Here is a 9484-nt window from a genome sequence, read left to right as displayed (position 1 = left end):
GGAAGCTGCGTTTGCCCAGGTCGATACCGATGATGGCGGGAGCGGTCATGAGCGTGGTCCTCTGAAAAGAAGAAGCCCAGCAAGCATAGCCTGCTGGGCTTCGAGGTCAGGCTGACCATCTCATTAAAGCCCTCCCCGATATAGGGAAGGACTCGTATCAGTTTCAGCATACGACAACTTCTAAAAATAAGAAACTACTTATATTAAACTCGCACCCGCCTCGCCCCTTGCCTGGACACCGTTCTGTCGCCGTCGCATCGACAAGCGCGGACGCAGTTGACGACCGATGTGACAGGCCTGGCAAGCCTGCCTCTACACCGCCGCCTGCCTCCGGAGGCGACGAGCGCGCTGGGTTCACGGCATGGACAGGCGGCTTTTCCAGCCCCCATACTACGTCGCTTTACCCACGCCCGAGGCCCCATGCCGACGAGTTCCACCGCTTCAGAGTCCTCTCCAGAATCCTTGACCGAACTGCTCGACCAACTACAGGCCGCCAGCCAGGACAAGCGCTGCCTGAGTCTGGCTGAGGTCATCAACGCCGTCGGCCGGCGCAGCTTTGCCCCCATCCTGCTGGTCGCAGGCCTGGTCACGCTCACTCCGCTGATCGGTGATATCCCCGGTGTGCCCACCATGATGGCGCTGCTAGTCGTGCTTGCTGCAGCACAATTGTTGGCCGGAAAAAAGAGTGTCTGGCTGCCGGCCTGGCTGGCGCGGCGTGAGGTGGAGACCGACAAGGTCGAGCGAACCATCGGCTGGCTGCGCAAGCCGGCCGCCTGGATCGATCGGTTGTTGAAACCGAGGCTGACTGTATTCACCGGTCAGATCGCCCGTTACCCCATCGGCCTGGCCTGTCTGGCCATTGCGCTCGCCACCCCACCGATGGAGCTGATTCCATTCAGTGCCACGCTCGCCGGCGCGGCTCAGACCATGTTCGGCCTGGCCCTGCTGGCGCGAGACGGCCTGATGGCGCTGCTGGGCTATCTCTTCACCCTATCGACCGCCTGGGTGGTGCTGGTGGCGCTCTAAGCTTGGCCAACGCTTCTGCCTTTCTCAGCCTGAGTCGAACCGATCGTGCTCTAACGCTGGCCGCAGGAGCGGTCGATGGCCTCGAGCCATTTTGCCACCGCCTCGGCGCCACCGTCGGGCACGCCCATCACCCGATCGCCGAGGTAGGCCGCGCGACCAAAGCGTGGATGCATGTGGGCCGAAGCCTCGACGCCGCGCCAGGCCGCCTCGACCGCCCGAGCAAAGGCCTGGGATCCGTCCAATCCCTCTGCCAGCGCGGCCTCGAAGGCCTGGCTGGCCGGCATCAGAGCATCCAGCATGGTGCGATCCCCAGGAGCAGCACCTCCGATCTCGGCGATAGCGTCGCCGGCGGCCTTGAGCGCTCTTGCCCAATCCTGTGCCGCGACCTCCCCTTCGCTCGGCAATGCCTGCGACGCACGCAGCAGGGCAAAGGCGTAGAAGGGACCTGAGCTTCCTCCAATCGCTCGCCTCAGGGCCTCCCCGGCTCTGGCCAGGCAGTCGGCAGGCGAACCAAAAGCGCTGTCCGGCAGCTTGCGCAGCGCCTGGGCCGCGCGCACCATGCTGGCCCCCAGGTCGCCGTCGCCGGCGGCACTGTCGAGCTCGGTCAAGCGTTCCTCGCTGGCCACCATGACGCTCGCCACCGCCGCCACCGCTCGCTGAAGTCGCTCGCAGGGTGGTCCAGCCTCGTCGGCGCCCGGCTGCGGCTCATCAAGCACGCTGGCAGTCACACTCTTCACCTCTGCTGCCACTTCGGCACTGCCTGGCCAGATGCGTACCTCGGTCGGCGACGTGAGCAAGTCCTCGCGGGCTTCGTCGAGCACCATCAACGACAGCGAGCACCCCGGCATTTCCAACGCCGTCATGAAGTTGCCGCACCACCCCAGCACCGGCTCGGCCCCCAGCTCACGCAGCCTGGTCAAGGCCCGTCGCGCCACGATGGCAAGCTCCATCGGCGGTGTGCCGCCGAGACCATTGACCAGCACACCCAGGCGACACCCCTTCACCGACAACGCCTGGCTCAGAGATTCCAGCATGCTATCGACGATGGTATCCGCCGGCAGCATGGCCGACTTGCGAACCCCTTTCTCGCCATGGATGCCCAAGCCGAACTCGATCTCGTCATCACCGAGTTCGAACCCCGGCCGGCCGACCGCCGGCACCGTGCAGGCCCCCAAGGAAATGCCCATGGTCGCCACCGATTCGGCCGCTCCCCGAGCCAGCGCGGCGACCTCCTCGAGGGGTAGACCACGGGCCACAGCGGCACCGGCGATCTTGTGCACCAGTACCGTACCGGCCACACCACGACTCTGCTCCCGGGGTAGTGAATCGCGCAGCGCCACGTCATCGGCGACCATCACCACCTCCACTGGAATCCCCCGGACCCTTGCCAGTTCAGCGGCAAGGCGGAAGTTGAGACGATCCCCGGTATAGTTCTTTACCACCAGCAGGGCCCCACGTGGACCGGCGCAGGCAAGGATCGCCGCCAGCACGGCATCGACGCTCGGTGAGGTAAAAACGTCTCCCGCCACGGCGGCCGTCAACATGCCGCGCCCGACGTAGCCAGCGTGGGCAGGCTCGTGTCCGCTGCCGCCGCCGGATATCACCGCCACCGGCCGACGCTCAGGGTCTTCAGGCAAGCTAGCGTCGATGACCACGTTTTCTTCATCCATCAGCGCAAGCCCAGGATGAAGGGCCACCATGCCTTCCAGCATCTCGCGAACGCTGCCTCTGGGATCGTTGATCAGCTTCTTCATGATGAGCCTCCTGCCCGACGGTGGATTCAGAATGGCAACATGGATGAGCCTCGAACCCTTGTAAAGCCGGCGCACGAGCATCGCCCCGCGCTTCACGCACGGCCACGGTGAGCTGAAGCGAAGAGCTGGCCACAGTTTTTTCCGCCACACTGGACCAGTTGTGCCCAAAAAACAGCAAAGTAGCGCTATCGCACAACCATGCTCATGGCCACCTGATCCTGGTCAAAGGCACAGCCGTCCAAGGGGGCTATTCTGATCCTGCCGACCAAGGATTGGTCGAGTGACAAGTCAGCGACGGCATGGACGCCGTCGCATCGCTTTTCGGGGGCAAGAGGTGGCATTCCGTCCCTCTTCCCAGCAGGGACCGATATGAAAACCTCTCGCCATGACCTGAAACTGTCCGACCCGCTTCACGACTACCTGCAACACCCTTCCACACGACACGCCGTGGACGCCCTGCTCGCCCATGAGCTGGAGCACCTGGCGGTCGGCATGCAGTGGGACGAACTCATCAACCACTGCAATACGCTGATTCTGGCGCATCAGATCCGCAACGATTATCTGGAAATCCTGCTGAAGGCGTCGAAGCGCATCTGGAAGCCATTGATCAAGGGCACCATCTGGCGCGAGCTCTCCATCGGAGAACTCGCCCCGGAACAGCAACCGAGCCCCCAGAACGTCTGGACCCAAGGGTTGTTTCGGTGCTTTATCAATCGCGACAACGGCCAGCCACTGACCACCTTGCTGAGCTGGCATCAGGGCGAAGGGCTGGTGGCCGCGTTCAGCATCGAACCGCGGGATGTCCAGGACATTCCGCCAGGGTGGGAGATCGATGGACAGGACTCCCGCTACTGGCGGACCCAGCCCGGCCTCGCCGAGTATCATCACTCCTCGCTGCTGGACATTTCATCGCTGGTGGGCCTGGCCGAGACCGCCATCACCGCCCTGAGTCAGACTGAAATCGAGCCATCGTGAACGAGTAAACAGGCGCCCTCCCCCCTTCGCCACAACCTCTGCATATCGGCCTTGCTCCAAGCCTTGTAGGGCACCTTTCGGCCTATTGGTCCCGCACAAACACTCGCTCTCCAGCAATCCAGGTTTCACTCACCTGTGTTTGCCAGAGCTCAGCCGGATCGGCACGCAGAATATCGGTATCCACCAGCACAAAGTCCGCCCACTGGCCGGCATCAAGCCACCCAGGCTACCCTCCTGGTGCGCCGCGTAGGCCGCATCGACGGTAAAGCCGCGCAGGGCTTCGGCCACGGTGAGCTTCTGCCCGGGCAGCCAGCCTCCTTCGGGCTGGTCGTCGCGGTCTTCCCGAGTCACGGCGGCGTGCAAGCCGTAAAAAGGGTTGGCAGGCTCGACCGGAAAGTCGGACCCCGCGGCGACACGACTACCGCTGTCCATGAAAAAGCGCCAGGCGTAGGCACCGGCAAGACGCTCCTGGCCTAGCCGGTCGCCGGCCATGTTCTTGTCGCTGGTCGCATGGGTGGGCTGCATCGAGGGAATGACGCCAAGTTCCGTAAATCGCGGTATATCATCGACGCTCACCACCTGCGCATGCTCGATGCGATGGCGAAGCTCACGCCGCTGGGGATCCTGCTCCAGGCTAGGCGCATAAACGTCCAGAGCGACACGATTGGCCCGGTCGCCTATCGCGTGCATATTGGCCTGGAATCCCTGGCTGCTGACCTGATCGACCAGCGCCTGCAGGACATCCTGATTCTGGATCATCAGTCCGCTGGAATCGGGTCTATCACTGTAGGGTGCCAGCAGCGCCGCTCCTCTGCTGCCGAGGGCGCCATCTGCATAGATCTTGACGCTGCGAATATCCAGCCAGTCGTCGGGGTCGTCGTGGATGCCCTGCGCGAGTATCTCGTCAAGCTTCGGGTCGCTAGAAGACACCATCGGGTAGATACGCACCCCCAACTCACCTGCATCGGCCCTGGAGTGGTACATCTCAAGCTCAGCGGCGCTGGCGCCGGCATCGTGCATTCCGGTGATGCCAAGCTCCTGCAGATGTGCCACAGCGGTATCGAAGGCCTTGGCCATTTCCTGTGCACTGCGCGGGGGAATCTTGTCGGTTATAAGCAACTCGGCATTGTCGATGAAAACGCCGGTCGGTGTGCCGGCATCATCACGAATGATCTCGCCCCCTTCCGGTGCCTGGGTCTCGCCATCCACGCCTGCCATTTCCATAGCCTTGCTGTTGACCCAGATCGCATGCCCATCCACTCGACTCAGCACCACGGGGCGATCGGCAATCACTTCATCGAGCACTTGTGCGGTGGGAAATGCCTTGCCGTCCCACAGCACCTGATTCCATCCCCTGCCGCGTATCCATTCCAGATCAGGATTTGCCGCGGCGAAGTCGGCGACTGCATTCGCGCTCTGCTCGGCCGACGCCAGGCCACGCAGCTCGACCTCGAGCAGGCTATAGCCGAGCCCCATCAGATGTCCGTGGGCGTCGATCAGGCCAGGCAACAGCGTGCGGCCTCCCGCATCGATCGTTGCCTGTGGTTCAGGGTACTGCGATAGCAGTTGCTCATCGCCTCGTGCCACCACCTTGCCATCCTCCACGACAAGGGTGGTAAAGCTCACCAACTGGCGATAGGCATCGAAACCGTAGCCGTTGGCATCATGAAACGACTGCCCCTCACGATGCGCTGACCCGGGCTTGGACGATCCGTCGGACGGTCCAGTGCATAGCGGGGCGATTTCACTGCCAACCCTGCCGTCTGCACGGCCAGTCCGAGGCATCGGGTTGTTGACGACGGCATAGCGCTTTCTGAGCCGCCGCAGAGTTTCACCAGACATCCAACAGACTGGCATAGCCTTCCGCTGCCAAATTTGATGAGATAGCCCCCATCGACACGGCGGCACAAGGCCGTCGGCTCATCAGACAGGGAATCGCAGTACATGATCCTCACCCTCAACCAGCTGGAACGGCACCTGTTCAAGGCCGCCGACATCCTGCGTGGGCGCATGGACGCCTCTGAGTTCAAGGAATACATCTTTGGCATGCTGTTCCTCAAGCGCTGCTCGGACGTGTTCGAGCAGCGTCAGGAGGAAGTCCGGGAGCAGCTCAAGCACGCTGGCAAGAGCGATATCGACATTGCCCACGTCATCGACATGCCCAGCTGGTACAAGGCCACCTTCTACGTCCCCGAGCAGGCCCGCTGGTCGTTTCTTCTCAAGGAAGCCCACCAGGGTGTCGGCAACGCGCTGAACAAGGCGCTGGCCGGTCTGGAGGAGCATAACCCCAGCCTTGCCGGGGTACTGGAGCATATCGACTTTACCCGCAAGGTAGGGTCTACCACCCTGCCGGACAAGAAGCTGCGCGACCTGATCACCCACTTCAGCGAGTACCGGCTGCGCAACGAGGACTTCGAGTTTCCCGACCTGCTGGGTGCCGCCTACGAGTACCTGATCCGCGACTTCGCCGACTCCGCCGGCAAGAAGGGCGGCGAGTTCTACACCCCACGTACCGTGGTACGCATGATGGTGCGGCTGATGAATCCCCAGGAGGATCACAGCGTCTACGATCCCTGCATGGGCTCGGGCGGTATGCTGATTCTGTCCAAGGAGTACCTGGAGGAACAGGGCGGCGACCCACGCCGACTCAACCTGTTCGGCCAGGAGGCCTCCGGTTCGGTCTGGGCCATCGCCAAGATGAACATGCTGCTGCACGGCATCGGCAGCGCCGACCTGCGCAACGACGACACCCTGACCGACCCGCAGCACGTCGAGGGTGGCGAACTGGTGCGCTTCGACCGCATCCTGACCAACCCGCCCTTCTCCATCGGCTATACGCCGAGCCAGCACTTCCCCGAGCGCTTCCACTACGGCAGCGTGCCGGAGGGCGCCAAGAAGGCCGACCTGATGTTCCTGCAGCATATGGTCGCCTGCCTCAAGGCCGACGGCATGCTGGCCACCGTCATGCCTCATGGCGTGCTGTTTCGCGGCGGTGACGAAAAGCGCATCCGCGCCGGCCTACTCGAGGACGACCTGATAGAAGCGGTGATCGGCCTGGCACCCAACCTGTTCTACGGCACCGGTATCCCCGCCAGCATCCTGGTACTGCGTGCCAAGGGTGCCAAGCCCGAGGAGCGCAAGGGCCGGGTACTGTTTATCAATGCCGATAGGGAATATCACGAGGGCCGCGCCCAGAACCACCTGCTGCCGGAGCATATCGAGAAGATCGCCAGCACCTTCGAGGCGTTCTCCGAGGTGCCCGGCTTCGCTCGAATCGTGCCGCTCGAGGAGCTGCGCGACAATGACTACAACCTCAATATCCGCCGCTACGCCGACAACACCCCGCCGCCGGAGCCCCAGGATGTGCGCGCCCACCTCGAGGGCGGTGTACCGGTCAAGGAGATCGACGCCAAGCGCGCGCTGTTCGACGCCCAGGGCCTGGACCCCATGGCGCTCTTTATACCGCGCGGCTCTTGTGAAAAGCCTGACCCCGACTATGTGGACTTCGCCGAGCGTTACAAAGAGAAGCGCGACCTCAAGCCTGCCATCGAGCGAAACGAGGGCCTGAAGGCCAAGGAAGCCAGCGTGATCGCCGCCTTCGAGACCTGGTGGGCCGAACACGGCGATAGCATCACCCACCTCTCCGCCGAAGGCGGGCGGCTGACGCAACTGCGCGACGAACTGCTGGGCAGCTTTACCGCCGCCCTGGAACCCACCGCCATGCTCGACCGTTTCTCGGTGCGCGGCATCATCGCCGGCTTCTGGTTCGACAACAAGAACGAGTTCCGCACCCTCCAGGCCCGTGGCTGCCTCGGCGTGGTGGATGCCTGGCGCACCAGCATCAGTAGCCTCTTGGAGGATGAGCAGAGCAAGGCCAATCCGCTGGATCACCGCCTGGTGCACTTTCTCTTGGAGGACTACGTCACCGAGCTGGAGCAACTCGCCGCCCGCAAGGCCGAGCTGGACGCCCGCATCAAGGCCGCCGAGGCCAAGCCCGATGGAAGCGACAGCGGCGACGACGGCGACGAAGCGGCATCAAGCGAGGACGACGACGCCCCCACCCCGGCCGAGATCAAGGCCTGGAAGAGCGAGCGCACCCAGGTGCGCAAGCAACACAAGGCCAAGGTTGCGAACTTCGAGACGCGCCTGAACCAGGCCGTGGACGCCCTGAACGAGCCCACCGCCGCCGCGCTGGTGGGCAGCATCTTGCACAACGACCTCAAAGGCATCCTCGAGCGCTATATCCGTCAGCAGCGCCAGCAGGTGATTTCTGCCTTCGAGACCTGGTGGGACAAGTACCGGGTGACGTTGGCCGATATCGAGGCCGAGCGCGACACCGCCGCCAAGGAGCTTAAGCAGTATCTGGAGGGGCTGGGGTATGTCTGAGTGGACCTATCGGCGAATCCGAGACCTTCTGGAGACCAGCTATGCGGGTGAGTGGGGGGCGCCTCCCTCACCGGGTAATGCACGTGTGCTTCGGGCGACAGATATTGATTCTGACGGACGAATCAATGGTCAGGGTGCTCTGAGGAAGATTTCGCCAGCCATTGTCCAGACGAAGCGCTTACAGCGAGGCGACATCATGCTGGAGGCCTCTGGCGGTAGCCCAGAGAAGCCAGTGGGGCGAGTCGCATTCTTTTTTAATGAGGGTGGTGAACTACCTTTTCTCACCTCGAACTTCTATAAAGCCCTCCGTCCGGCTAGTGGTGTAGAGCCCAGATTTCTCCATTGGGCTTTGCTTCGATTTTATCGGCAGCCAGATATTCTGCAGTTCCAGCAGCAAACTACGGGCATTATCAACCTGAAATTTCAGGATTACCTTGATGCAAAGATCTATGCTCCTGTCGCTCAAAATGAGCAAAAACTCATCGTCCATATCCTCGACACCCTCGACACCCAGATCCAGAAGACCGAGGCGCTGATCGCCAAGCTGGAGAAGGTCAAGGAGGGCCTGCTCCACGACCTGCTGACCCGAGGCATCGACGAAAATGGACGGCTACGCCCCAGCCCCGAGCAAGCGCCGGAGCTTTATCAGGAATCGCCTCTGGGGTTGATTCCGAGGGAGTGGAAAATCAAGACAATTGGTCACTTGTCTTCTTCTATCGTCGATGGTCCGTTTGGGTCAAATCTAAAAACAGAGCATTATATCACCGTCCCTGGAATTCGAGTCATCAGGTTACAAAACATCACCCCTTTTGACTATGACGACAGCGACTGCGCCTTTATTAAAAATGATCATGCAGCATTATTATCGAAGAACACAGTCAACCCAGGAGATTTATTAGTTGCTTCTTTAGGCGATGGCACGCACCCCGCTGGGAGAGCATGTCTATATCCATCCGGTCTACCTAAAGCAATTAACAAGGCAGACTGCTTCCGTTTAAGGCCTAATAAAAATTTAGCCACCAACAACTACCTAATGTTGTTTATGAACTCTGATATTTTTGCCAAGCAGAGTCGAAAATGGACGCAAGGTGTGACCCTACAAAGGGTAAACACTACAAGCCTGAAGCAAATCATTGTTTCTTGCCCTCCCCTTGGAGAGCAAAAAATCATTTCCCAGAGGATCAATAAGTCTCTCAATCTTTTGTCAACCCAAAAAGAAGAGTTAGATAAGCTGAAATCAAAAAAACAAGGCCTCATGGACGACCTCCTGACCGGCCGCGTCCGCGTTACGCCGCTACTGGAACAGGTCCAGGCCACCACCCCGGCATAGACCGGGGCGCTTG

The 9484-nt window shown here is 61.5% G+C and carries 6 protein-coding genes; 4 read left to right on the top strand and 2 right to left on the bottom strand.

The genetic code is table 11. The annotated features are described in order from the left end of the window. Window positions 1–420: 420 nt before the first annotated feature. Window positions 421–1026: an exopolysaccharide biosynthesis protein gene (locus C9F12_RS08240; RefSeq protein ID WP_108448535.1), complete on the top strand. Its 606-nt coding sequence runs from the start codon at window positions 421–423 to the stop codon at window positions 1024–1026. Between the two features lie 50 nt (window positions 1027–1076). Here C9F12_RS08240 and C9F12_RS08235 read toward each other — a convergent pair whose 3' ends face one another. Beyond that, entirely contained in the window at window positions 1077–2780 is a 1704-nt protein-coding gene (locus tag C9F12_RS08235; RefSeq protein ID WP_108448534.1) for a dihydroxyacetone kinase family protein, read from the bottom strand. A 369-nt stretch (window positions 2781–3149) separates the two neighbouring features. Between C9F12_RS08235 and C9F12_RS08230 the strand changes: the two genes are divergently transcribed. Then, complete coding sequence (locus tag C9F12_RS08230; RefSeq protein ID WP_045992774.1) at window positions 3150–3755, top strand: hypothetical protein; 606 nt, start codon at window positions 3150–3152, stop codon at window positions 3753–3755. A gap of 129 nt (window positions 3756–3884) precedes the next feature. Here C9F12_RS08230 and C9F12_RS08225 read toward each other — a convergent pair whose 3' ends face one another. Continuing rightward, a complete protein-coding gene (locus C9F12_RS08225; RefSeq protein ID WP_205254646.1) occupies window positions 3885–5663 on the bottom strand; it encodes an amidohydrolase in 1779 nt (592 codons plus the stop codon). Between the two features lie 36 nt (window positions 5664–5699). Here C9F12_RS08225 and C9F12_RS08220 point away from each other — a divergent pair, with 36 nt between their 5' ends. After that, the gene (locus C9F12_RS08220) at window positions 5700–8141 is read left to right on the top strand and encodes a class I SAM-dependent DNA methyltransferase (protein ID WP_108448533.1); all 2442 of its coding nucleotides are present in this window, start codon (window positions 5700–5702) and stop codon (window positions 8139–8141) included. Then, a complete protein-coding gene (locus tag C9F12_RS08215) occupies window positions 8134–9471 on the top strand; it encodes a restriction endonuclease subunit S (protein WP_108448532.1) in 1338 nt (445 codons plus the stop codon). The genes C9F12_RS08220 and C9F12_RS08215 overlap by 8 nt, the downstream gene beginning before the upstream one ends. Window positions 9472–9484 lie beyond the last annotated feature (13 nt).

Source organism: Halomonas sp. BN3-1 (assembly GCF_003056325.1).
Taxonomy (GTDB): Bacteria; Pseudomonadota; Gammaproteobacteria; order Pseudomonadales; family Halomonadaceae; genus Halomonas; species Halomonas litopenaei.
Note: the sequence above shows the minus strand (reverse complement) of the source record. Positions and strands in the feature narration are given on the sequence as shown.

What these genes read in the sequence shown, in the direction of transcription:
- C9F12_RS08240 (WP_108448535.1), top strand. Translation starts at nt 421, where the DNA reads ATGCCGACGAGTTCCACCGCTTCAGAGTCCTCTCCAGAATCCTTGACC.
- C9F12_RS08235 (WP_108448534.1), bottom strand. Translation starts at nt 2,780, where the DNA reads ATGAAGAAGCTGATCAACGATCCCAGAGGCAGCGTTCGCGAGATGCTG.
- C9F12_RS08230 (WP_045992774.1), top strand. Translation starts at nt 3,150, where the DNA reads ATGAAAACCTCTCGCCATGACCTGAAACTGTCCGACCCGCTTCACGAC.
- C9F12_RS08220 (WP_108448533.1), top strand. Translation starts at nt 5,700, where the DNA reads ATGATCCTCACCCTCAACCAGCTGGAACGGCACCTGTTCAAGGCCGCC.
- C9F12_RS08215 (WP_108448532.1), top strand. Translation starts at nt 8,134, where the DNA reads ATGTCTGAGTGGACCTATCGGCGAATCCGAGACCTTCTGGAGACCAGC.